This window comes from Legionella birminghamensis (assembly GCF_900452515.1).
In the GTDB taxonomy this organism is placed as follows: domain Bacteria; phylum Pseudomonadota; class Gammaproteobacteria; order Legionellales; family Legionellaceae; genus Legionella_C; species Legionella_C birminghamensis.
On sequence record NZ_UGNW01000001.1, the window covers coordinates 1760467 to 1782319 of the forward strand.

Consider the following 21853-nt stretch of genomic DNA (forward strand, 5'->3'; position numbering starts at 1 on the left):
TTCGCAAAGACGATCCGCCGTCATTGCGAGCCCATGGCGAAGCAATCCCTATTCAGACACTGCTGACGAAAAGCTATCCTCAATCATAGAAATAATCTTAAGATTGGCTTCCGGAAACTCAAAATCATTCAGCTCCTGGAAACTTACCCATCTTAAATCAAGTTGGGACTCATTACAGGCTGCAGTGCCTGCAAATTTGGAAATTAGGAACACCTGAAGCTGCACTAATTTTGGCCCATAGGAATGAACCACTTCGCCTAGAAAATCAAAACGCTCTACAGCCAACCCCACCTCTTCATACACTTCCCGAATCAATGCCTCCGATGGGCTTTCAAGGTCTTCTACCTTACCGCCCGGAAATTCCCAAGCCCCTGGATGTGGAACATGCAGAGGCCTTTGGGTAATTAAAATTTTCTTGGCGCTATCCAGAATAACCGCAACCGCTACTTTCACACTAAACTTCCGTGGCAGCTTTTGTATTTCTTGCCGGAACCACAGGGACAAGGTTCATTGCGCCCGACTTTTTGCTCAGTCCGGCGAAATGTAGTTTGTCCGGCTTCTTCCTGATTGCTTTGAGCCATAGCAGATTCGTCTTCATGGATAAACTGCATTTTCTGAACTTGCTCAGAACGGCGTTGCTCCTCAACGGCATTGACATCCTCTTCAGTCTGCACCTGGACAGAAGTTAACAGGCGAATAATATCGTATTTCAGATTGTCGAGCATCATCGTAAACAGGGTAAATGCTTCTCGCTTATACTCCTGCTTGGGATCTTTCTGGGCATATCCGCGCAGATGTATTCCCTGACGCAAATGGTCCATTGCAGCTAAATGTTCTCGCCATTGTGTATCCATGGTTTGCAGAATGACCGATTTTTCAAATTGAGCTAGTACTTCCCGCCCTGCCAGTTTCTCTTTCTCTTCATAACGGTTCAAACATAAAGCAAAAATGCGATCGCGGATTTCCTCTGGTTGCAGTGAGTGATCATTTTCAACCCAGCCTTCAACATCCGCTTTGATTTGGAAATCTTCCTGCAGAGTAGTCGATAAACCTTTTAAATCCCATTGATCTTCAAGGCTTTGCGGGGGTATGTAACTATCAACCAGCCCAAATATGACATCTTCCCGCATGGAATTGACCACATCTTTAGGATCATCCATCGCCATAATTTCAGCACGTTGGCTATAGATCACTTTACGCTGATTATTAGCGACATTATCGTAATCAAGCAATTGTTTACGCACATCAAAATGATGCCCTTCCAATTTACGCTGCGCATTCTCAATGGCTTTTGTAACCAGATTATGCTCAATCGGTTCGCCCGGCTTCATCCCCAGGCGGCGCATCATATTGGCAACCCGCTCTGATGCGAAGATACGCATTAAATTATCTTCCAGCGACAGGTAAAACCGGCTGCTGCCTGGATCACCTTGCCGGCCCGCCCTTCCGCGCAACTGGTTATCGATACGACGGGACTCATGGCGCTCAGAGCCAATGATCCTTAACCCCCCTGCTTTCAATACTTCATCATGACGCTGCTGCCATTCAGATTTCACTTTCTCACGATCAGCTTCCGAAGCTTCGGGAGGCAGTTCAGCCAGGGCGGCCGACAGACTTCCACCTAACACAATATCGGTTCCGCGGCCTGCCATATTGGTAGCAATCGTTACTACACCTGGCCGGCCTGCTTCAGCAATAATATGGGCTTCTTTCTCGTGGAATTTGGCGTTAAGCACCTGATGCTTAATGGCAGCCTTATTTAATAATCGGCTGACCAGTTCAGAGGCTTCAATTGAAGCCGTTCCTACGAGCACAGGCTGGCGTCTGGTGATGCAATCCCGAATATCTTCGATGATAGCTTCATACTTATCCTGCTGGGTCAGATAAACCAAATCCGCTTGATCCTGGCGTTGCATTTGTCGGTTAGTGGGAATAACAACAACTTCCAAATTATAAATTTGCTGGAATTCATAAGCTTCCGTATCCGCTGTTCCAGTCATACCAGCCAGTTTGTTATACAGACGGAAAAAATTCTGGAAGGTGATGGAAGCCAGGGTTTGGTTTTCATGTTGAATCGCAACACGCTCTTTCGCTTCGACGGCCTGGTGGAGGCCTTCAGACCAGCGGCGGCCAGGCATGGTACGCCCGGTGTGCTCATCAACAATAACAACCTGATTGTCTTTGACAATATAATCCACATCACGGTGAAACATAGCATGGGCACGTAAAGCTGCATTCACATGATGCATCAGGATGATGTTACTGGCATGGTAGAGGCTCTCACCCGGATCCAGCAAACCCTCATTAGTGAGTAACTCCTCAATCAGTTGATGGCCGGACTCTGTGAGATGCGCCTGCTTTTGTTTTTCATCAACGGTATAATGGCCGTTATCCCCTTCCTCTTCCTGCTTCTTTAATTGGGGAATTAACTTGTTCACTTTAACATAAAAGTCAGAACTGCCTTCGGCAGCACCTGAAATAATCAAGGGTGTCCGCGCTTCGTCAATGAGAATAGAATCGACTTCGTCGACAATAGCAAAATTTAATTCCCGCTGTACTTTATCAGCGAGGCTGAAAGCCATGTTGTCGCGCAGATAATCAAAGCCGAATTCATTATTAGTACCATACACAATATCCGCTTTATACGCTTCCTGCTTGGCAGCATGCTGCATGTCCGGTGTAATAACTCCTACAGTCAAACCAAGAAATTCATAAATCGGCTTCATCCACTGGCTGTCACGTCGAGCCAGATAGTCGTTTACTGTAACCACGTGGACACCCAAGCCGCTAATTGCATTCAAGTAAGCGGGTAAAGTGGCTACCAGTGTTTTACCTTCCCCGGTTCTCATCTCGGCAATATTGCCTTCATGCAGGACCATTCCACCAATCAATTGCACATCAAAATGCCGCAGCCCCATGGTTCGCACAGACACTTCCCGCACCACGGCAAAGGCTTCAGCCAACATTTCATCCAGCGTTTCACCCTGCTCCAGACGAGCTTTAAACTCCTGGGTTTTAGCCGCCAACTGCTCATCATTCAAGCTTTGCATCATTGGTTCAAATGCATTGATAGCCTGCACAACCTTTTCCATGCGCCTCAAGGTACGCTCATTTCGACTACCAAACATTTTTTTCATCAATGTATTTAGCATGGCCTAATAATCCCCTGTGATTTTTTGCACACCAAAAGCGCTTAATTTACTAGAATTAAAGAAAAATTGCCATGAATAAGACTGGTTTCAGTGTAAATTAAGCCTTAAAACCAGTATAACAACATAAACCAAGGTCGCATTATGAATATTCTGTGCCATTGTCTAATCATTATTTGTTTTTTATTCCCTTCTTATGTACTCGCCAATCCTGTTATCCATCATTTAATTGTATTTGGGGACAGCCTTTCAGATCAGGGTTACAGCAAATATGGTGGATTTAACCGGTATTCTAACGGACCCGTATGGCCAGAATACTTCATCCACAACTATCCTGGGCTGCAGTTAGAAGACTATGCCTGGGGAGGGGCAAAAACAGACAGTGGCAACTACAATGGTATGAACTGGTCTGGCTTACAATGGCAAATCGATCGCTATCACCCCGCTAATGATCCCTCCCATTCGTTGATTGTCATTTGGTGCGGTGTTAATGATTTAATTGAGGCAGATGCCAATCCAGGGCAATCGGCCCAAAATATCATTAACGCAATCGACGGATTAACTGAGAAAGGCGCGAGGCATCTTGTCATATTAACACTACCGGACATTACTCTGGCGCCTGCTTATAATGATCAGAGCCTGCCTGACTATGCGCATTATGCCGCAATAAAAGAACAGGTAAAAAACCAGATTTACAGCTTCAATCAACGCCTGGTTTTTCTGGTTAATTTAAAAAAAGAATCGGTTAAACATAACGGGAGTCACATCAACATCCAGTTAATTGATTTTTCCAACTTTCTAAATCAGCAAACTGGAAATTATAAAAACACCACTCAGCCATGGTTAGGTACCTACCAATATCCAGACCCTAAACGCTGGATGTGGTGGGATGCCTGGCATCCGATGACTGATGTCCACAAGAACATTTCAGGGCATTTAATAAAAGAACTCCGCAAAATAGGATATCAATTCGGGAGCAAATAATGCTTCATCCGAAGCCTGCAAATACAAAAGAAACAGCCATTTCATCGAAAGAAATCGAAAATTAGTTGCCTGTTAGTAGGAAATACTTGGATTTCAAATTTGAATATGATTCAATCGTCCACAGGGATTATTTTTTAAGGATAAAGATGACAGGCTATTTGCTCAAACAGAAATTAAAAATCAAACAAGGCTATGAAATTTATTGCCAGGTTACAGGCAATAAAGCAGATGGCAGGCCCTATGTTCTGCTTATTCCTGGCGGACCAGGATTTACTCATGTTGCTATGGAAGAACTGGCTGAAAGCTTGACCAAGACAAGTAAAAAAGCAGGCCGCCAACCTCCGCATTTTATATTATTTGACCCTTTACATTGTGGCCGAAGTGATAAGGCAAAGAATTTTGAGGCTGAGTTTAATGTTGAAAATTATGCTGAAATTGCTGCCCAGGTCGTGGAGGCCGTACAAGAAAAATTAAATCTTTCAAAAATGGATTTGCGTTTAATGGGACGTTCTTTCGGTAGTATGACGGCAATGTCGATGCCTCCCTGTCGGCCTCAGTGGATAAATGATCCAGACTCAACCATTAGATTAAATCAACTTGTCTCTATTGTTGGTCCAATAAGTCATCACGCAATTGAACAAAGTACTACTTATGTTGAGCAGAATTATACCTATCGCACCGATTTCGAGGAATTAAAATTCTCAGTTAATAAGCTCATGACAGGCACTATTCAAAACGCATTGGATTATCAACAACATATTGCCTGCGGCTTGGCTCCCTTATATGCAGATAAATATGAAAACCTGAAAGAAGAGCGGGTTGGCCAATTGATGATGAATCACCCTGATTTAACCCGCAATCTCTTATGGTGTTTCAGTTGGGTTTCCCCCTCTTGTGCAGAAATGTATGATTCATTAACCGGTTGTTCTCTGGATGTGCTTAATTACTTTTTCAGTCATCACTTCAATCAATTTAATTTACTGGAGAAAATTTCTGCACATAAAGGGCTATACCAGGCTTTGCCTATTTGCTGTGTTTCTGGGTCGAGAGACTATGTCGCAGAACCGCGCATAAATGCTAGTTTATTGTACGAACAATTACCTGAGTCATTAACTGAGATCAATTTTGATAGTAAACACAGTATTAGCGCTGACCATCCAGACGTTTATCCCGAATTGCTTGAGTTATTAGTGCGTGGCAAATTATCAGAAGATTATTTAGAACGTCATAGCCAAGGTAATAAAAAAGCCATCGATAGCTATAACCTTGCCCACACATTTATGGAGCAAGCTGAGGCTATTCGACAGCTTCAACCAGAAGTAAAGGCATCTAAACCTCAAATCACGAAGAATTCTCGCATTCATTTTTTTGGTTATCAGGAGCCTTTAGTCGATGTCAGCGACATCCTTACTCATGGGCAGGAACATGAAACTCAGAAAGAAAATACTTTTACTAATTAAACGCCTCAAAATGTCGTAAAGAGTTGAAGAGTTGCAAAACGCTTCGGGATGGAATATCTTGCCGTCCCGGTCAAGTTGCACTCTTTATTTTCTCCCTGGCAACACACTGCTAATATCAGCATTCAGTCATTTTATACATATATACCCGATGGCCCTGGCAGTATACCCCAATGTTCTAGGCTTTAAATTAACAACTTATGGTTAACTGTTCTGCCAACTCATCAGGTACATTTGATTTTTGTGTTTCTTTGAATAAATTATATTTGGTAAGAGTACGTATACAAAGTGTCAATAAGCTAGGAAATCGGCAACAGGAACCAAGGTATTCCAATTTACCCCGAATACCGCTATCCCCCGTAGTTATTAATGCTTGCTCTATTTTGTCTTCTAATAACGAAATTGAATCACGACTTAGTTTAGAGAATGCCTCTGTTCTGTTTATTTGAGATTGTTTTATCTCATCATAAATACATATTAAAAAACTGATTAAATCAATTGCAGATAAATCATTAATTGGATGCGGCTGATGGGCGTGTGCTGGACTAACCTCTGAGCCATTAAGAAATAATAAAGCCATTTTGTGTAATAATTTTAATTTCTCTTTTTCTGTTGTTTTAGTTTGGAGATGTAAAAAAAGAAAACACAACGGGGTTGCACCGTTTAACTTATTATTTTCTCTATCTTGGCCTGTAACAAATTGCCTAGGAAAACCAGCGTTAATATTGCAACCCATTGAAATTAACAGTCTTAATAAGCCTATATTATTTGTGCAGCCATCAAAAATTAATGGCCGTTCCAAACCTGATGAAGTAATTTCTTTATCGATTTTAGTCAAAGATATACGATGTTTTGCAAAGACGTTCAACATATCCACGTAGGTTGTAGTTGATTGAATCGCTTTTATATCGCTTGCTTCTATCAAGTCAGAGGGGCTGCTTACGCAACTGAGTAAATAATCAATTATTTCAATGCGGTTTTTACAGCAAGCGCCAATAATACCTCTCCTAAGCCATGCTCCTTTCGCAAAAAGAAGGTTTAGTGTTTCTTTTGTGCCATGAAATTGAACTGCTTCTTCCAAGGGGGTTAAAGAAGACTCAGAGTTAAGTTGATTGATATCAGCACCTAACTCAAGTAATAAGGATATGACCTGATTTTGTGCTCGGCGTGCGGCCCATGCTAATGCTGAGGCGCCATCAGGTCCGGGGATAAAAAGCAAATCAGGATTACCCGCTAAATGTTTTTTCACACCATCTAGATAACCTAATGCACAGGCACTGTAGAAATCTATAGCAGCACCATGCGATATTAATATTGTTGAAATATTAATCATAATTGCATGAGCTGTTCCAATAAATCCATCTAGCTCTCGCGGACCATCTATGCCTATGGAGGTAATTTGATTTTCATGAGACTTATAATTTCGAGGCCATCCCCAGCAAAAACCATTTGGATACATCATGCCGGTTATCCACTGCAAAGCGCTTGCAGGCATATTTTGCTCTGAAAGAATATTAACGTTAATTCCAGACTCAATTAAGGCATTAAGGTGTTTAGGGCCCGCATTGCGCACCACTAAATGCAATAATGGGATGCCTTCATATTTTGCATGGGGATCACTAATATTCAAAAGCTTTTTGAATTGTCCCTCATCATTCTCGCGCAAGGCTTCAAATAGACTATTTGTGGGTGTTTGGGTGAACATGTAAACTCATGTGTCTAAATTTTAAAAATTGGATTGTACCATAAAACATAACCAAAATGTTCCTGCATGCGTCGTATTGATCAATGAGTGCCCATAATACCAGACTAGCTTCTGTGTATAATTTACTTGAACTGGGTATAGTTTTGATTGACTATACATTTTCCAACCTGAAAATGCCCATTGCTCTCGGTTTCAAATTTAAGGGACCCGCCATAAGTACAGTGCTGTGAGCCCTTTTCTTTCAAAGCACTAGGCACAGATTGAAAAATGTCTGGACAGTGGCCTTTTTTCTTTTGCAATCAGCGCCCTAACATTCTATACACATCGTTATCCACAGATTTTGTGGATAAGTGACAAGGTGATTTCTTGGCTATAAAAAGGAAGAGACCTTAGTAATCATGGGGTTTTGCATAGATAAAAAGTAAAGGAGGAGAAAATATAGGGATGTGGTTGAAAACTTATCCACAAACGCAAGGCTTAGGATAAAAATTTCGGAAACGCATTGTATCGTCTTTTTTTTAGAAGAACCAGTCTTGACAGGAGTTATTGTCAAATCTGGTGTATGCCCATTAGGCGGCCACTCTGTTTGACTGCTCATTAACTTGCACTCCGTTTACAAATTTCACATTATTAACAACTAATGTTAATAGGTTAAACCCTCTAATTTTAATCCATCGTTTTTGAGCCACTTCCATGAGCTTAAAGACCATTGCCAGGGTGGTGTCTCTGGAGCCACAGTTTCTGGACTTATTAGTCCTCAGACGCACTGTAGCGAAGGCAGATTCAATGGGATTGGTTGTCCGTATGTGAATCCAGTGTTCGGCCGGAAAATCGTAGAAGGCCAACAGTTCCTCTTTGTCCTTGGCCAGGCACTCCATCGCTTTTGGGTACTTAGCGCTGTAAAGCTCCACCGTATTATCAAACGCCTTATAGGCCTCTTCTTTGGTCGATGCCATCCAAATCTCATGCAAAGCGGCCTTTACCTTTGGCTGCATCGATTTGGGTAGCTTGTTTAATACATTCGCTGTTTTGTGCACCCAGCACCGCTGTTGCCGTGTTTCAGGGTAAATGGCTCCAAGGGCACTCCAGAATCCCAATGCCCCATCCCCCACGGCTAACTTCGGAGCCGTTGGAAGGCCTCGTTGGCGCAGGTCAGTAAGCACCTCACTCCAGCTCGCTGCGGACTCTCGATACCCATCATTAACCGCTACAAGCTCTTTTACCCCGCTCTCAGTAACACCAATGATGACTAGAAGGCACACCTTGTCATCCATGCGAACCTTGCTGTAAATACCATCAGCCCACCAATAAACATAGCGTTTGTCGCTTAAATCCTGGCGTTGCCACTCTTTGTGTTCATCAAGCCATTTTTCTTTTAATCGCGACACTGTATTGGCTGACAGTCCGCGCGCACTCTCGCCAACTAACGCGGATAAGGCTTCTGTATAATCTCCTGTTGATAACCCTTTTAAATACAGCCAAGGAATGAGTTCTTCCATGCTCTTCGTCCGTCTCAAGTAGGGCGGCAACAACTGACTGCTAAAATGAATACCTGAACCGCTACGATCTCGTACCTTCGGGACTTGAACCTCTACTTCTCCTATCCCCGTCTGAAGCTGTCTCGCGGGGAGATAACCATTCCTGACTACTGCTGGACGACCATCCAGTAAACGCACGTCTGAGTACGCTGAGAGCATCTCTGATAGTTCGGCCTCAACCGCTTTCCTTATCAACTCTTTTGCTCCTTGTCTCAACACCTCCGTTAACGGGTCTTCAAAGCCCTTGGCTACCGCTGGTGTCGATGACTGCTTTAGATTACAATCCTTCATGGCGTATCTCCTTTGTTGATTTGTGTTCCGACAAGAACAAGCAACAGAATACGCCACCTAATTTATTTTGTCATACACCACTTTCGACTATAACTCTCTTGACAGCAGCGTTTAAATTGACTTTGTCCAGGATAATTCCTTTCATCTTAGCTTTATTGGGACAATTGATGTGTTTCTGGATACACCTTAGGCAGTATATGACTAAACATTGGCCAATTTATGCAGGATATTGTATAATCGTGTAAACAATTTTCAGAGTACAGACCCATGCCCAGAAGCCAAATAAAATTATTTTTATTTGATCGAGATTCGAGTCTTATTGACAGAAATAATCAGTTATTTAATCCCCATATCATGATTCCCTTCCTGAAAGAAATAACCAGCTATCATCCATGGGGTATTGTTTCTACAGGGGGGTCGGAAGTTAATTTTTGCCCCGGAGTTGCAGCAATTAAAACAGCTGTCGGCGATATCAACATTTGTGCCTATCCATCGTTGGGGAGTGGTAATTCCAGCACCCTGCGCGCAATGCGGCAAGGACCTTCTTTAGCTATTAGCCACATTGAAACTCAAATTGATTATCCAACTGGCCTGGCTATTTCTGAAGATCAGAAAAAGCAACTGGCAGATGATTTATTATTTCAGGCTCTTATCCAGGGTGAAATTGATTCAAAGGGCATAATTAATTTGTCAATACCTGTACCAAGAACAGATAATGAATATAAGATTCAGGTAAAAGTCCCCGCTCACTCTACTTTTAAGCTCAAGCTTGGCAACACCACACTGAGAATGAATACATTAAACTGGCTGAACGCAAGAAATCTACACGGCGGCGGGGACAATAAGCTTCTTATGGCCATTGAAGCCATGGACCAATTAAGGTTGAAACTTAAATTAACGGATGAATTAAAGCATTTAGGAATTGAGGCGTTAGAAACCCCTCCTGACTTTCGCGAATTGGCCCCTAATGAAGTACTTATGTTAGATGATAAAAAAGGGGTATACGATCTAATGGCGGCAGCGGGATTTCAAGCAATTCGTGCCGATACACCGGAAGCTAATTTTTTACCTGAAAGTGAGGAAGAACCCGCAGTCCGTAATACCTATTTAAATTATCTAACAAAACATCTTGGTTATGAAAATCTGACAGAGTTCAAAGCGTCTTCCTCAATCAGTGAACTGAGTCAGCTCCTCGCTGGATATCTGGATGAAAGAACAAAAGATACGCGCCAATACCAAGCCGGTTTTGCTGGTATGTTTCAGAAAAGTTTATTCCAAAAAGAAAAAGCGGTACATGCATTGAAACTTGCACTTGCCGATCCTGGAGAAGGAAAAGACCTGATGGAGCATTTAAGTGTGCTGCGCCAGGGCGAATTAGGAAAAGGTATCCGCGCATTCGTAAAAGACGGTAAAGCTAATGACATCATTGGCCATCCTGTACATACCGTAACAGAATTTATCCAGGCATTATCTGCTCAAGCTAACCGTTTAACAGCAGGGCTGGGTAATAACTGAGATGTGTAAATCCTCCAGTATATTTTGAATGCCTATTCTCTACTATTGCTTGCTGGATTCTTAGTATTCTGTGGTTCGGAATGATAAAACTGTGCGAGTGCATAACTGACAGAAGTCATTGAAGCAGGATTTTTTATATCCAACTTACTTAGGATTGAATAAAACTGATTAGTTTCATCTGCTCTACCACGAAAAACGGAATGCAAAAATTGAAAATGAGCACTGTACTTGTATTTTGAATGTTCAATAATTTCATGAAAAGGGTTTATGGATTGGGCTATATACTCATTTATTTTTTGTACACCAGCAGGAATTGCCTTTCCATTAGTAGATCTTCTTACTTTATCAGACCAAAAATTTTCATCAGCGCATATTTGGCTAATTTGCCCTAACAATGCTGTTTGTTCGGGTGTCATAACTGTTTGTACTTTTCCTTCTTTTAAAGGGTTAAAGTAGACAGGAGAAATTAAATCGTTATCCGGTGTAGTTGTATCTGGACGAACTTTAAAAAATACCTGTTCAATGGTCGTTTCGCCAACGGCAGAGCCTTTGATTCTAAGAGCAGATCCATTCAATCTGTAAAATTCCAACCCCGCTGGTGATCCTTTGTGTTTTAGAGGAAGATTTGCCTTTACTACACCCGCCGGGGAAAAGTCACAGCTAACTTGGTAAATAGGGCAAATCTCAGCTTGAGTAGCACCATCTTTACAAAATAAAGCAGCATACGCTGCTGCTTTATTTAAATCATCGAAATAAAAAAAATCAGCCGTATTTATAAATGAAAAATAAGAAGCTGTGGTCGAAGCATCAAACTGATATTGGCCTTTTGATTTTATTATTTCCAACATTTTTTCGTGTTTAACAGGGTTTCTTACAGCAAAAAATTGATTCGGCATCTCGGACCTCAATTAATCTATAACTAACCAATTATATCACGGTTAGACCAACTCATTCAAATAACAATCAGTTTTCGGGAAAAACATGGTGGTTCTATTTGGGTTCCTAACTTGTATAGGCATAAAATAACCTTCGGAAAACTTGCAAATAGGTTTAACTTTATAGCTTTTACTCTGGCGCCATCTGTTTAGATTCAATTAATTGTTTAATATCACATTGGTTTTCTAAGCATTCAGATAAAGTATCTTTGACTTGCTCAGTGACTCTAGCCCCTAGCTCAAGCAATAATTGCACTGATTCTTTTTTCCCATAATGAACAGCAGTAGCCAAAGGTGATAAGGGCTTAGAGTCCGGGATGGAATTGGAGAACCAAAAAAATGGATTTTGCACGTTTTTTTTTGTTATTGGATTGGGAGTGTAATCAACATCTATTTTTAGACTCTCTACAAAATATTTTATAAGATCTAGTCTGTTATTCCGCACAGCCAAACTTAAGGGTGTTTCTCCATCAGTATTATGAAGTGGGTCACATCCTGCCTCCTCTACTAGCATAATAACAACTTCTTTTAAACCGTATGCAGCAGCCCAAGAAGCAAGAGAATACCCCGAACCGTCTGTAATATTTGCAATATTAGCTTCTAATTCTATTAGTCGGTTGGGTATTCGATAATCTCTATGGTTTTTAAAAAATATCTCCGCAAGAATATCAAAATCAATTGGATTTGATTTAGTGCTCAAATCAGTATAGCTTAATGCAAACTCAAAAAGTTGATAGTCATCATGCTTGGCTATCCCGGACAGATAGCTTTCAAAAAGAGAAAATGGCATGTTTCTTTTTGGGAATACACTACTCAATAAAAACCGAAATGATTGAGTAGCTCTTCCTTTTAATGCCGATAGTATTGGGCAATTATAAGAACCGAACTCCTCATTTAATGTTTCCATTAGTTCTACAAGGTTTATATGTTGCTCGTTTATTATCCATTCAAGTAAATCAAGATTATTATGCGTTGCTGCAATTTTAATTAAGTTTAGTTTGATTTCATTGTCAATCTCAATAAACTGACAGGACTTTGATTGAGCTAAAATCTAATTAAACGCATCAGGTCCCAGATATTGGGCTGCCCATTCCAATGGGGATTCAGCTTTCAAATTCTTTACCTTTAATTCGGCAGCACCACTTTCCAATAAGAGCTGAACTAATGATAAATTTTTAGACTGTATTGCATAATACAATGGAGTATTCCCGTAGTAATCTTTTTGGTTTACTGCTTCTGGGTTTATCCTTATCAGTGCGGCGGCAATTTCGGGATGATTCATTTTACAGGCAACATGTAATGGTGCTAATCCCTTGTAAAGCGGTGCAACTGATTGAGGAGCTATTACCATACACATACACTCTTTATCAGGAAGCGTTTCAAATTTTGTTACATCTCCGGTTGCGCTAAATCGGTGAAGATTAAACTTCTTATCCCATGCACTATCAAAATAAGACTCAAGCTCTGAAAAATGTGTATCTACTAATGCGTCCATTTTATGGTCAATACAGCCACGGGCAATGGTGTCCTTAATAGTTTCGATACATTCATCAGATTTTGAAGGGGCTGTATAATTAAATAAGGGCTTATCCGGGTTCTTTATTACAAATAATGTATGGCTCATACCATCTTTTACTACATTTACTAGTTCCTCGTCTGAATATAAATCAAAAACATTTGGTTCATAGAAAGTTGCTGGCAAAAAATTGTTTTTTATCAACAAGAAATTGAGAACTATATTAACAAAAACTCTGCCATTAGCATCATTGAAAGGGTGTAACAACTCCATGTATCTAACAAAATGAACAATCGCTTTAATAATATTATCATTATTACTTTCTGCTCTAGCCTTTGCTAAATCACTGTTAAGTTGATTCAAAAGAAACGTTGCCCTAGCATAGATGTCAGTTTGCCTTTCAAATGGTGGTAAAAAGTATACATTGGGTTCGATTGCATTTTCAGCAACAAGCTCCAGAGTATGCTTATCTCTTGAATTAAAATCTAATGAGCGTCCTCGTTTTGAATACCCACTAAGCTCTCCAATTGCTGTTTCTGCAGCTGTATTCATGAAAGAAATAATCCCGGACGCTGTAAACCGTTCAGATGGAACACGAAACGGTTTCATAGGTCCGTCTCTAAATTCCCCCGTGCTTATTACTCCAAAATCGCCGGATACATTTTCAGAAGCCAAAGAATGTATTTTGAAAATAATTTCTAGACTCAGCTCTTGATCTAAATTTTCCAGTGCAAAATTGAAAGCGTTATAAAAAGCAGACATACAACCTGGCTCTCGACTTTCAAAGCCACACTCCCCTGCTTCCTTTGAATGCATAGAGCCATCAACAAAGAATTGAAACATACGTTGAAGAGGAAATTTCATTAAATGCATTAATGCGTAATTTGGGTTCATATTATCTATTAACATTTCTATACGCCTCCGAGAAAGAAAACCAAATTAATCGCTGATTCATTGGAATTTCGATGATTAAATTTAAATAATTATAATTATAATTTAAATATTAAATTTAGATGATTATAGAAAACTATATATTTTAAGATGTTGTTCTTTTTATTATGAGGAAAAAACCAGGCAAAGAGGTATTAGCTTCTTCACACAAGAACCGAGATGAATTTATAGACACTCCAGTCCTGAACTGGATAGAATTCATGATTGATTATAGTAAGTCATATTGTTAAAATTTTAACTTGCATTATTCAAGGAACTGTTGGCTCCATGATGAATCATAATAGAAAAATTCAGTTGCATCCTACATTGAATTTTCAAGAGGATATTCAGGTCATTTGTAGACCATTAGAGGTACTGGGCATTACCTACTTTGCGCATGTTAAAGTTATTGGGAGTAAGTTTTCAGCTATCAGCAACAATCCAGCACTTATTGAACATTATTTACAGCAACATTATTACAATGTTGATATTCATACCGCGAATTCAACCTACTTAGGCTCGTATGTGCTGTGGGATGGCATTACCCGTTATGGATTAAGTGAAAAAATGCATATTGAAGCGGGTCAATTTGGGGTATTACATACTTTTTCTATTATAGAAAAAGAAGAAAATGTTTATCAATTTTTTCATTTTGCTACCAATAAGCCAGGTACCGCAATTAATCAGGTTTATTTAAGCCAATTAGATTTCTTAAAATTATTTATACTCTATTTTAAAGATACAATGAAGTCTAACAAACACTTGAATAAAGCCTATGAATTAGAATTCACCTTAAATAAGGATGTGCCAGGTTTTTCATTTAATGAAGAAGATTATAAACTCATAATACCTAATTTTGAATTAAAGAAATTTAACTTTCCTCAATGCACTAAACCCTTAACGAAACGTGAAATTTCGATCCTAAAAGCACTGCATGCAGGCAATACTATTAGCCAAATCGCTCATGTGAATAATATTGCTGAGATTACGGTGAATAAAACAATTGCCAACATCAAAGAGAAAACCAATTGTAAAACACATTTTCAATTAGGTGAGTTTTTCGCCCGTCATTTTTCTTCGATTAAATTATTATAATTAATTCAAAATCGACTTTAAAATTAACAAACCATCTCAATAGGTATAGCTTTCTATAATTATTTATGTTCAGCATTTAAATTATATTATTTTCATTTACCCTCCTTAAAATCTAATGAAATCAGCGAATAACCTTAGCTTTTTTTCTGAGATCCCTATAGAAATATTATTAGAAATCTATACCAGGCTTTCCTCAGAAGATCTCTATAAAAGTTGCAGACTATTAAATGGATATTAGTAGTCAGCTTCTTTTGCAACGCTCAGGTCACGGTATTAGGTTAATAAAGCCGCGATCCAATAATATTGGTAACGCATTGACTGTCGCAGATATAATGTGTATGCCTATGAATGTTTATTTTTCCAATGGCGAAGGAATTACTGAGCAATGTAATGAAGCTTGTGCTGTTTCCTGTGGCTATAAATCGGTTAAGGAAGCGATCGGTAAATCTATTTTTGACAGCCCTTATGTTAATAATGAATCTAATCAAATATGTTTTAATACCAACCAGGACATTATCAAATCGAATCGATTAAAAATGATCGAAGAGAGGATTTATGACCAGGACGGTACAGGATGGCAGACCTTATCAATCAAACTACCTTGGTATGATGACAACAATAAAACAATAGGAATATTTGGTTGGTCTATTGTTATTGGCCAGCAGCCTTTAGCAGAGTCTCTTACTTTGTTGATGAAGAATGGTTTTGTAAAACCAGCGGTGGATTTAGTGGATAATTATGCCTCAGTGACCGGAAGACAAATTGGTAATATTTATTTCTCAAAACGAGAGTTTGAATGTCTGACGCTTCTCACCAAAGGTAAATCAGCACCAGAAATGGGAAAAATATTGGGCTTGTCCCATCGAACAATAGAGCAATATCTGGCAAGCTGCAAATTAAAGCTTAAGGTAAGGACGAAATCGCAGCTGATTGATAAAGTTAGAGCTTATTTTTTATAGCAAGAGAAACGGCACAATTATTTAAACACAACCTGATTGTGCTTTCACTTTCCCCGATACAATCCAATGTAATACAGCGTATGAATTATAAATGGAATATACCATTATTTTCACACGCAAACCTGCAAAACTGCCCTTCAGCATAAAGCCTCTCATTAAATAATGATGTGGAATAATATTCTGGCGTTTAGATGCTCAGTTGTCTCAAGAGAGCTTTCCCCCACTGCTCACACCGGCTTTTAAGCGTATGAGCTGTTTGGAACCCAGTCCACTCCAATTTGCTGTACGGTTTGTATTTGTAAGAGAGTTTATGTTAAGCAAAAATGGATTATGACTAATAACCTATTAACCTATTTCCAGGCCAGCTTCATAGAATCATAAAATAAGATGTGTTGGATTTTTTTATTGGCATGCAATTATTAACCATTATGAAACTATTTTAAACTTTAACTAATTGTGTTAAAATTAGCCATTTATTAATTGGGATAACTCATGGATTATGCAACACTTCTCCACGAAATAAAATCTGCCACTGTCGAGCACCCGCTTAAAACCATATCCTTTTTTCAGCAACCCGTTAACACAGAATTGATGAAAAGCATTCTTTCCTTACTTAATGACGTTCCTCTGGCTAGCAATTTTCGTTTTAGTTTTTATGATTGCCAGGTAACTGATGAGTCATTGCGGCCATTACTTGAATTTTTAACCTCAGCAAATTGTCCGAAAGAAATAAACCTTTCCCTAAGTAAAAATCGAATCACTCACAACTCAACCACTTTGCTGGCAAAAACATTAACCAACAGCGTTAGCTCAAGCATTAATATTAATTTGGATAGCAATGCTTTGCTTGATGAAAGCATTGCTACATTTGCCCAGCATTTTAAGCCTAATAAAGGCTTAACTAGACTGTGGCTCAATTTCGGCAATAATCACTTAACTGTTGAAAGTGCCGCGCATTTGTCTCAAATAATTGCGTCAACTAACTCGCTTTCTGAATTTAGGTTAAACGTTCAGAGTAACACAATTACCGATGCCGGAGCTAAATCAATTATTGACGCTATGACCCCAGACATGGCTAATAATTTCAATCTGTGTCTCGCTAGCAATGATTTAAGTAGTGAAACGACGCAGCATTTGTTAACCAAACTCCGTGCGTTTCAAGGCAATCAAACAATTGCATTAAATTTGGCACAAAATAATTTAGGTGATACTGGTTTTAATCACATGCTAGAGCTTTTAACCGCTAAGACATGCCGGGCTCGCTTCGAGCACATTTACTTATCTGACTGCAGCATTACTTCGGATAGTATTAAACCATTAGCAACTAGTATTAATGATGGCTTATTACCTGGTTCGCTTTGTCTTGATTTACAGGATAATGAGCTTAATTTATCGCTTCAGTTATTGGCTGATGCCCTGGTTTCGCCTGATTGCCCTAAAAACCTAATGCTATATATGGGTTCTGAGAGAAACAGGCAAAGGGATCCTGAACATCATAATCCCTGTCTGCTTGATGAGGCAGCAGTTAAGCAGTTTATCGATACCTTCAAAGCACACAGCCCAGCAATAGGCTTATACTTGAATGTAGGTAAGAGTGGCAGCGAAGAACAGCGCGAAGAATTAAAAAAATTATGCCGAGAAACAGCTTTAAATGCTCAGCGATGTGCGAATGTTTGGATGGGCTATTGTCAAGAGAAGAGCCAATTTGAAGTGCTTCCGCCAGAAATTATCGCTCAGGTGTTTTCTTTCGTAGCAAGCAGCGCACCCAAAAGACCCTTTTCATTTTTTACAATGGTGACAAATGGTTATAATCGGATTAAAAAGATAAGCGACTCTTCCTTAAGCGATACCTGCACAACAGAAGAGACAAGTCACACTCCTTCAGTAAGTTAAAAAACGTGGGGCAAGGGAACCTCCTTTTCCTTTCTAATTGATCCTAGAGCCCTTGCTGGTGTGTACCTTATCGAATACAGCATTGAAGATCAGTTGAAGAAAGTAGGCGTAGAGCTACTGGGTTGCTTTTCACTCTTTTCTTTTGCAACTAACTGCTGCAGCAACAAATGCATTTGTCCCAGTTGAGTTTCTAGCATGTTCACTTTGTTTATTAAATACTGCATGGAGTCGGAAGAGGTTGGTAACCCTTGCGGTTTTTGATATCCTTCCATTAATTGAACATGCTCTGGTTTACCCGCTTCTTTTGCCATCTCCAAAGGTGTTTTTTGTGCGGCATTAAGCGCCAAAGGATTAGCGCCACGATTTAATAACAACGTAATACATTGTTTAGCGTCAGTTGTATAATGAGGCACAAAATGCAGAGGAGTATTGCCTAAATCGTCCGTACTATTGACTGCTGCTCCAGCATTGAGTAAATCTTGGTAAATTTCAAAATCCAGAGCTACATGCAGGGGAGATTTACCCTCATAATCTCTAATGGTTACATCACCACCGACACTTAACAAATAGCTAACCATAGCGCTATGCTGCCTATATGCAGCGATATAAAGGGGGGTTTTATTATTTTTTGATAAACAATTGACATGTTGTGCACTCTGAGCAATGAGTATTCTCATCATTAAGACATTGCCTTGCAGCGCGACACGGTGAAATACATTTAAGCCCGATTCATCTTCTGATAGAGCATCCACGTTTTGAATGAGCTCGGCAAAAACCTGGACAAAATTATTCTCAATAGCATGTATTAGAGCCGACTTTCCACCATAGGGATAGGTAATATAAACCGATAAATAATTCAAATGCTGTAGTGGGGTTGCATTCCCCTTATACAAGTCAGTATAAAATTTTTGCAGGCTACAAATATTGTGTGTCATTAGAAAGTCAGTGATTTGTTTTTGTAGAGAACATCCCAATGCTTGTCGCTGTTGAAAATCATCGTTCGGTTTAGGCTTTAATAACTGACCAGTAAGAGGACTAACAATGTGACTATGATCCGAATACCTTAAAGCCCCTTGTGAAGTGATGTACTCGTTATAGACATTCTCGTCATAATAATGTCCATCTGCTGCCAGATATACCTTTATCATTAGTTGACGAGTTAGAGCGCATTTAAATTGTTCGGGAATGGTAACATTTAAAAGAGGCATTATTTATAACCGGCGAGCACATCAATGTCTAATATTTTACCGTGTGTGTGTTTGATTGCAATCCGCCTTACTATTTGAGCCCTAGTAAAGGCTTTAGCGATACGCCTGGCACTTTCTTTGGTAAAATGTACACTGTAAAAACATTCTGATGCAGGACTAGATTGCCTGGAGGATAGATCAGGCAGGATAGATAGAGGTATCGAGGCTAAACTTCAGGCTGGGAACCACTCTGCAAATAATGAATTCTAGGCTAGAATTTTTAAGAGAAGTCCCGCAGGCTATAAATCTTTTTGCGGGACATTATGGACAGTTTCAAAAGAGGCCATCGATATGCAGATCACCGTTGCAAATGGATTTATCTATCTCATCCGGTTTATTAAGCTGCTTTTAACTGTGGCGCTCATCCTCATTTTAGTTTCCTTCCTCAGTCAATTTATATCAAATCCCAAAGCCTATCCTGTCTTAATGAAACTGAACCAGTTCACTGATTTCCATACCTCGGGATTAATTGCATTTATAAAAAAAACAGTCCCCTACCGTTTTTCCGGTACGGATTTCAGTCAGATTATCCTTGCAGCATTGATTTCAGGCGTTATGCATGTATTAAGTGTTATCCAGGACAAGCTAATTCTTAAAATCAGTCATCTACGTGAGCGCATTCAATACCAGAAATGGCGAAAAATGATCCATGAACGTATTCCCAGGGAGCAAATGCGAGAAGTGGATGAGAAATTTTCTCAATTAAACTCCTCACTCTCAGCGTCCGAACGAAAAAAAATGCTTAGGGAATTCGCTACGCTTAAAAGTAAACTGGATGCAATGGGACAGCATTTGGCATTTTTATCCATTGATGTGGTGGATTCAACCGGTATGAAGCGAAATGAAGATAAATACCTGGCTGCCTATGATTTTGATCGCTATAACGAGCTGGTCATCCAATGCCTCAAAGAATGTAATGTGGTTAAATACGCGATGACCCCGGATGGTATTATGAGTTGTTTTCAAAAAATGGATGAAGCAGTAGCTGCTGCAAAGATGCTTCTCGATAGGCTAGTCGACTTTAATCAGAATACCAAACAAATTAAACGGGAATTTCATATACGTTGCGGTATAAACGGCGGCTTTGTCTATATTGATGAAGATACCCCTTTGGAACAGGTAAGCGATAGGGCTATCGATATAGCCGGGCATATGCAAAAACATGCCAAGCCTGATACAATAAACATTGCAGGTTCGGCAATCGAGCCATTAAAAAACAGGCAGGGATTTACCGAAACCCGCAATATTATTGACGAACAGAAAGTCTATGAATGGGTAAAGGAAAGCTAATTACTTCTTAGCGTCAGTTGTTATATTTCCATCTTTCTGACAGTAGTAATAAAAAATCAATCCCTTGTAGCAACTTGTATTATAGGTTTTGTTTCTAAATAAATCCTGGATCCTATAATAATCGCAAGTTGCTTCGAATGAATAGTTTTCACTGTAATGATAGCCAGGCAGACAAAAATAAGCATTCGCTGCAAAAGGGATTAAGCTTATCAGTAGAGATAGGCCGATTCCTGTTATTGTTCTTAACACATTTCCTCCTGTTCAGTTTTAACACACCCTTGATTCGCCAGCCACTCCGCTGCAATATCCAGCAGAGAGGCATCTTTATTCTGCAACATGGACTGCAGCAAAGCCTTCCACTGTTTATTCCCTGGCTGGCCATGACATAAATTGAAAACAGGCTTTAACAGGACAGAGAGAGGGACAGATTTATCTAATTGGGCTTTTGCATAGTCACTATATTTTTGGAAAATGACAAACCGACTTGAGATTAAGATATCAGGATAAATACGTCTGTGTATTTCTGCAAGGGCATAAGGATTATCACAGGCCAGTCGACCCAGCATCACGCCATCCACGTGCTCCAGATGCGACTCAATTGCAGAAATCGTTGATATATTTCCATTAACAATGACAGGAACAGTTGAAAATTCTTTCTTTAAACGATACACATAGTCATAGTTAATTGGGGGAATTGTTCGATTCTGCTTTGGATTAAGCCCATGCAGCCAGGCTTTACGTGCATGGATGATCAGTTTATCGGCGCCGGCAGAAATAATTTTTTCAGCAAATTGCGCGAAAAACTCATAACTGTCCTGTAAATCAATACCTATCCGGGTTTTAGCGCTAACCGGAATACTGACCGCTTCCTTCATCGCGGCAATACACTCGCTTACCAACTGTGGCTCCTGCATCATGCAGGCGCCGAAACGGCCTGCCAAAACACGGTCACTGGGGCAACCCAGATTCAGGTTTACTTCAGCAAAGCCTTTTTCTTCCGCAATTCTGGCACATTCAGCCAGCACTTCAGGAACTGATCCGCCCAGTTGTAGAGCCAGTGGTTGTTCGCAGGCATCAAAGCCAAGTGCACGCTCTGGCTTATGACGAATAGCCCCGGGGGTTTGCATCTCCGTATAAAGCAATGCTTTTGGCGCTATCAGACGCATTAAGACCCGAAAATGGGTATTCGTCCAATCGATCATTGGTGCAATGGCCAATGGAGAGAAAATTGCATCGCTTGACATGGATGGATATCAGGAAAGCTATTAAAAAGGACATATTATACATTTAATCGTCCGTTTATGCGAACAAAGTAAAGAATTTCTGATACTTAGTTCCTCCATCCCACT

General features: G+C 39.9%; 17 protein-coding genes. 7 read left to right on the forward strand and 10 right to left on the reverse strand.

The window, feature by feature from the left end:
* Window positions 1–48 precede the first annotated feature (48 nt).
* Both DYH42_RS07470 and secA read right to left on the reverse strand, forming a co-directional pair.
* Window positions 49–453 carry a (deoxy)nucleoside triphosphate pyrophosphohydrolase gene (locus tag DYH42_RS07470; protein ID WP_058522925.1) on the reverse strand — a complete coding sequence of 135 codons (405 nt, stop codon included), beginning with the start codon at window positions 451–453 and terminating at the stop codon, window positions 49–51.
* Window positions 450–3152: a preprotein translocase subunit SecA gene (gene secA / locus DYH42_RS07475; protein WP_058522924.1), complete on the reverse strand. Its 2703-nt coding sequence runs from the start codon at window positions 3150–3152 to the stop codon at window positions 450–452. The genes DYH42_RS07470 and secA overlap by 4 nt, the downstream gene beginning before the upstream one ends.
* A 141-nt stretch (window positions 3153–3293) precedes the next feature.
* On the opposite strand from secA, the gene DYH42_RS07480 reads away from it, so the two are divergent.
* Both DYH42_RS07480 and DYH42_RS07485 read left to right on the forward strand, forming a co-directional pair.
* Window positions 3294–4133, forward strand: coding sequence for an SGNH/GDSL hydrolase family protein (locus DYH42_RS07480; RefSeq protein WP_058522923.1), 840 nt, complete (start codon window positions 3294–3296; stop codon window positions 4131–4133).
* Window positions 4134–4279: 146 nt separating this feature from the next.
* The gene (locus DYH42_RS07485) at window positions 4280–5593 is read left to right on the forward strand and encodes an alpha/beta fold hydrolase (protein ID WP_058522922.1); all 1314 of its coding nucleotides are present in this window, start codon (window positions 4280–4282) and stop codon (window positions 5591–5593) included.
* 187 nt (window positions 5594–5780) lie between these two features.
* Here the strand turns inward: DYH42_RS07485 and DYH42_RS07490 are convergent, their stop codons facing one another.
* On the reverse strand, window positions 5781–7295 hold the full coding sequence (locus DYH42_RS07490) for an ankyrin repeat domain-containing protein (RefSeq protein WP_058522921.1): 1515 nt from the start codon (window positions 7293–7295) through the stop codon (window positions 5781–5783).
* A 569-nt stretch (window positions 7296–7864) separates the two neighbouring features.
* A complete protein-coding gene (locus DYH42_RS07495) occupies window positions 7865–9124 on the reverse strand; it encodes an IS256 family transposase (protein WP_115316897.1) in 1260 nt (419 codons plus the stop codon).
* Window positions 9125–9391: 267 nt separating this feature from the next.
* Here DYH42_RS07495 and DYH42_RS07500 point away from each other — a divergent pair, with 267 nt between their 5' ends.
* A complete protein-coding gene (locus DYH42_RS07500) occupies window positions 9392–10639 on the forward strand; it encodes a hypothetical protein (RefSeq protein ID WP_058522741.1) in 1248 nt (415 codons plus the stop codon).
* A gap of 32 nt (window positions 10640–10671) precedes the next feature.
* Here the strand turns inward: DYH42_RS07500 and DYH42_RS07505 are convergent, their stop codons facing one another.
* The 3 genes from DYH42_RS07505 to DYH42_RS07515 form a co-directional block, all read right to left on the reverse strand.
* A complete protein-coding gene (locus DYH42_RS07505; protein WP_058522742.1) occupies window positions 10672–11535 on the reverse strand; it encodes a hypothetical protein in 864 nt (287 codons plus the stop codon).
* Between the two features lie 169 nt (window positions 11536–11704).
* Window positions 11705–12481 carry an ankyrin repeat domain-containing protein gene (locus DYH42_RS07510; RefSeq protein ID WP_083503065.1) on the reverse strand — a complete coding sequence of 259 codons (777 nt, stop codon included), beginning with the start codon at window positions 12479–12481 and terminating at the stop codon, window positions 11705–11707.
* 144 nt (window positions 12482–12625) lie between these two features.
* Window positions 12626–13999 carry an ankyrin repeat domain-containing protein gene (locus DYH42_RS07515; protein WP_058522744.1) on the reverse strand — a complete coding sequence of 458 codons (1374 nt, stop codon included), beginning with the start codon at window positions 13997–13999 and terminating at the stop codon, window positions 12626–12628.
* Window positions 14000–14308: 309 nt separating this feature from the next.
* Here DYH42_RS07515 and DYH42_RS07520 point away from each other — a divergent pair, with 309 nt between their 5' ends.
* The 3 genes from DYH42_RS07520 (at window position 14309) to DYH42_RS07530 (ending at window position 17967) form a co-directional block, all read left to right on the forward strand.
* Complete coding sequence (locus DYH42_RS07520) at window positions 14309–15115, forward strand: helix-turn-helix transcriptional regulator (RefSeq protein WP_058522745.1); 807 nt, start codon at window positions 14309–14311, stop codon at window positions 15113–15115.
* 344 nt (window positions 15116–15459) lie between these two features.
* A complete protein-coding gene (locus DYH42_RS07525; protein ID WP_058522746.1) occupies window positions 15460–16074 on the forward strand; it encodes a helix-turn-helix domain-containing protein in 615 nt (204 codons plus the stop codon).
* Between the two features lie 492 nt (window positions 16075–16566).
* Complete coding sequence (locus DYH42_RS07530; protein WP_058522747.1) at window positions 16567–17967, forward strand: leucine-rich repeat domain-containing protein; 1401 nt, start codon at window positions 16567–16569, stop codon at window positions 17965–17967.
* A gap of 89 nt (window positions 17968–18056) precedes the next feature.
* On the opposite strand, the gene DYH42_RS07535 is transcribed toward DYH42_RS07530, so the two are convergent.
* On the reverse strand, window positions 18057–19175 hold the full coding sequence (locus DYH42_RS07535; RefSeq protein WP_058522748.1) for an ankyrin repeat domain-containing protein: 1119 nt from the start codon (window positions 19173–19175) through the stop codon (window positions 18057–18059).
* A 330-nt stretch (window positions 19176–19505) separates the two neighbouring features.
* Here DYH42_RS07535 and DYH42_RS07540 point away from each other — a divergent pair, with 330 nt between their 5' ends.
* On the forward strand, window positions 19506–20504 hold the full coding sequence (locus DYH42_RS07540; RefSeq protein ID WP_058522749.1) for an adenylate/guanylate cyclase domain-containing protein: 999 nt from the start codon (window positions 19506–19508) through the stop codon (window positions 20502–20504).
* Here the strand turns inward: DYH42_RS07540 and DYH42_RS07545 are convergent, their stop codons facing one another.
* Both DYH42_RS07545 and dusA read right to left on the reverse strand, forming a co-directional pair.
* The gene (locus tag DYH42_RS07545; protein ID WP_058522750.1) at window positions 20505–20753 is read right to left on the reverse strand and encodes a hypothetical protein; all 249 of its coding nucleotides are present in this window, start codon (window positions 20751–20753) and stop codon (window positions 20505–20507) included. It abuts the gene before it with no gap.
* Window positions 20747–21748 carry a tRNA dihydrouridine(20/20a) synthase DusA gene (gene dusA / locus DYH42_RS07550; protein WP_058522751.1) on the reverse strand — a complete coding sequence of 334 codons (1002 nt, stop codon included), beginning with the start codon at window positions 21746–21748 and terminating at the stop codon, window positions 20747–20749. The genes DYH42_RS07545 and dusA overlap by 7 nt, the downstream gene beginning before the upstream one ends.
* Window positions 21749–21853: the final 105 nt, after the last annotated feature.

What these genes read in the sequence shown, in the direction of transcription:
- DYH42_RS07500 (WP_058522741.1), top strand. Translation starts at nt 9,392, where the DNA reads ATGCCCAGAAGCCAAATAAAATTATTTTTATTTGATCGAGATTCGAGT.
- DYH42_RS07520 (WP_058522745.1), top strand. Translation starts at nt 14,309, where the DNA reads ATGATGAATCATAATAGAAAAATTCAGTTGCATCCTACATTGAATTTT.
- DYH42_RS07490 (WP_058522921.1), bottom strand. Translation starts at nt 7,295, where the DNA reads ATGTTCACCCAAACACCCACAAATAGTCTATTTGAAGCCTTGCGCGAG.
- DYH42_RS07530 (WP_058522747.1), top strand. Translation starts at nt 16,567, where the DNA reads ATGGATTATGCAACACTTCTCCACGAAATAAAATCTGCCACTGTCGAG.
- DYH42_RS07515 (WP_058522744.1), bottom strand. Translation starts at nt 13,999, where the DNA reads ATGTTAATAGATAATATGAACCCAAATTACGCATTAATGCATTTAATG.
- DYH42_RS07540 (WP_058522749.1), top strand. Translation starts at nt 19,506, where the DNA reads ATGCAGATCACCGTTGCAAATGGATTTATCTATCTCATCCGGTTTATT.
- DYH42_RS07505 (WP_058522742.1), bottom strand. Translation starts at nt 11,535, where the DNA reads ATGCCGAATCAATTTTTTGCTGTAAGAAACCCTGTTAAACACGAAAAA.
- dusA (WP_058522751.1), bottom strand. Translation starts at nt 21,748, where the DNA reads ATGTCAAGCGATGCAATTTTCTCTCCATTGGCCATTGCACCAATGATC.
- secA (WP_058522924.1), bottom strand. Translation starts at nt 3,152, where the DNA reads ATGCTAAATACATTGATGAAAAAAATGTTTGGTAGTCGAAATGAGCGT.
- DYH42_RS07525 (WP_058522746.1), top strand. Translation starts at nt 15,460, where the DNA reads ATGAATGTTTATTTTTCCAATGGCGAAGGAATTACTGAGCAATGTAAT.
- DYH42_RS07495 (WP_115316897.1), bottom strand. Translation starts at nt 9,124, where the DNA reads ATGAAGGATTGTAATCTAAAGCAGTCATCGACACCAGCGGTAGCCAAG.
- DYH42_RS07510 (WP_083503065.1), bottom strand. Translation starts at nt 12,481, where the DNA reads ATGGAAACATTAAATGAGGAGTTCGGTTCTTATAATTGCCCAATACTA.
- DYH42_RS07535 (WP_058522748.1), bottom strand. Translation starts at nt 19,175, where the DNA reads ATGCCTCTTTTAAATGTTACCATTCCCGAACAATTTAAATGCGCTCTA.
- DYH42_RS07485 (WP_058522922.1), top strand. Translation starts at nt 4,280, where the DNA reads ATGACAGGCTATTTGCTCAAACAGAAATTAAAAATCAAACAAGGCTAT.
- DYH42_RS07480 (WP_058522923.1), top strand. Translation starts at nt 3,294, where the DNA reads ATGAATATTCTGTGCCATTGTCTAATCATTATTTGTTTTTTATTCCCT.